Source organism: Pantoea sp. BS_8 (assembly GCF_041954965.1).
In the GTDB taxonomy this organism is placed as follows: Bacteria; Pseudomonadota; Gammaproteobacteria; order Enterobacterales; family Enterobacteriaceae; genus Pantoea; species Pantoea stewartii.
This window is the reverse complement of the sequence record NZ_JAVAXU010000026.1, coordinates 1-1,839: the sequence shown is the minus strand read 5'-3', so window position 1 is coordinate 1,839 and position 1,839 is coordinate 1. Positions and strand designations below refer to the sequence as shown.

2 protein-coding genes and 2 pseudogenes are annotated in these 1,839 nt (G+C 38.9%); 2 read left to right on the top strand and 2 right to left on the bottom strand.

The window, feature by feature from the left end; all coding sequences use genetic code 11:
* Together RAC65_RS22220 and RAC65_RS22215 are read left to right on the top strand one after the other, a co-directional pair.
* Positions 1-341, top strand: a pseudogene (locus RAC65_RS22220) (phage tail protein); the annotation flags it as partial.
* Positions 341-952 carry a tail fiber assembly protein gene (locus RAC65_RS22215; protein WP_110268427.1) on the top strand — a complete coding sequence of 204 codons (612 nt, stop codon included), beginning with the start codon at positions 341-343 and terminating at the stop codon, positions 950-952. The pseudogene RAC65_RS22220 and the gene RAC65_RS22215, both read left to right, overlap by 1 nt.
* On the opposite strand, the gene RAC65_RS22210 is transcribed toward RAC65_RS22215, so the two are convergent.
* A complete protein-coding gene (locus tag RAC65_RS22210; protein WP_375097315.1) occupies positions 915-1,523 on the bottom strand; it encodes a tail fiber assembly protein in 609 nt (202 codons plus the stop codon). The genes RAC65_RS22215 and RAC65_RS22210 overlap by 38 nt on opposite strands.
* Positions 1,523-1,839 (bottom strand): annotated as a pseudogene (locus RAC65_RS22205) (phage tail protein); the annotation flags it as partial. The gene RAC65_RS22210 and the pseudogene RAC65_RS22205, both read right to left, overlap by 1 nt.

Sequence of the window (1,839 nt, the reverse complement as noted above, 5' to 3'; positions counted from 1 at the left end):
CCTATCCATCGCTTAAATTACCGGATTTGCGTGGGGAATTTATACGTGGCTGGGACGATGGACGGGGGGTTGATAGCGGAAGAAGTCTCCTCTCTTATCAACAAGGATCAGTAGTTGTTGGAGACGATGGAATAAGCGCAAATACGCTTGTCACGATAAATAATTTAACTGAAAAATCTCGCTGGGGTTACGACGATACACCTTTACCAAGCATTGCTGGGATGTATATCTCAATGACACCAGCCACGAATGATTATTCATCTAACACGTGGGCCGTGGGTGTTTATGGTATAAGTCGACCAAGAAACATTGCATTTAATTATATTTTAAGGGCAATCTAATGAATAATAAACAAGAGTTTTCTTTTGACGAAAACGAACTATCCACAAAAGATGTTTTTTTGGAGGTATACAATTACGATGCCGTGACTGGAGAGTTTAAAAATATATCAAAGGAATATATTTTAAAAGGTGTTGGCATTCCTGCATTTTCAACCATCAAGCCAAATTTATCAGGAAAAGCAGGTACTACTTGCGTTTATGAAAACGATGAATGGAAATTAGTTGATGATCACCGCGGTGAGACTGTATATGACACTGAAACGGGTAATGAAAGAATAATAAAAACCATAGGTCCATACCCAAAGGATACTACAACTCTCAAACCAAAAACAAAGTATGATTCATGGGATGGGAGTACATGGATAACCGATAGCCGTGTGCAGCACGAGGCTGAAGTAGGCTTCGCAGAAAAAAAACAAAATGAACTATTGGTTAATGCGCAAAATATAATTAGTATCTGGCAGACAGAACTGCAATTAGGTATTATAACTGACAAGGATAAGGCCAGCTTAATCGATTGGCTGGCCTATATAAGAAAATTAAAAGAAATTAAAACTTATCAGGTGCCAGATATCACATGGCCTTTGCCGCCGGAGGTGTCGGCCAAATGATGTCAGGAGCCGTCGATATATCGACGGCTTTGACCGAAGCTTTATACGCCATCCAAGCTGATAGTTTTGCTTTGTCACTATCACTAATATCACCAAGAAAAAGTTCAATCTTCCAATCTGATATTGTGTTATCAATACTGTTTAAAATATCATTTCGGTTTTTTTCTGCAATTTTTTTATCGGCTTCATGTTTAAGCGAAAAATCCTCAACCCAGTTTTCACCATCCCATTTACAGTACTCTGAAGCTGGAACTTTTGAAGTTGTATTGGTTGGGTAATCACCCAGTTCAGTTATAATAAATGATTCCCCTGTTTCAGTGTTGTAGACAGTTTCACCACGATGATCGCTAATATACTCCCATGCAGAAAGGTCTTTAGTTCTGCAAACCTTCATGCCCTCTTTTTTTTCTAAGGGAGCGTCGACACATGAATTAGCAGGAAGGCCTACTCCTTTAGCAAGAGCTTCAGTGATAGTTGAAAGATATTCACGTGAAATACCATCATAATTATAAACACTAACTTCCCCAGAGTTAATAGCTATGAGATTTTTATCCAACTGAGCTCTTAACATTATGCAGCCCTCAAAATATAGTTAAATGCAATGTTGCGTGGTCGTGTCTCTGATCCACCCGTGTTTTCCATAAATATATATGTATGACAACGATTGCCAGCTTGTCCCATTATTTCTATTGACTCGCTATTTTGATCAGTGAATGCAATAAAATTCGGGGTTGGGGTTCCGTATTCGTTAACAAATTTGTGGTTATGCGAACGAATTTCATCTCCTTGTGCAGAGAAGATAGTTCTTCCATTATCGACATTTCTTCCATCATCCCATCCACGAATAAACTCTCCACGTAGATCTGGCAATTTAAGCGACGGGTACA

What these genes read in the sequence shown, in the direction of transcription:
- RAC65_RS22215 (WP_110268427.1), top strand. Translation starts at nt 341, where the DNA reads ATGAATAATAAACAAGAGTTTTCTTTTGACGAAAACGAACTATCCACA.
- RAC65_RS22210 (WP_375097315.1), bottom strand. Translation starts at nt 1,523, where the DNA reads ATGTTAAGAGCTCAGTTGGATAAAAATCTCATAGCTATTAACTCTGGG.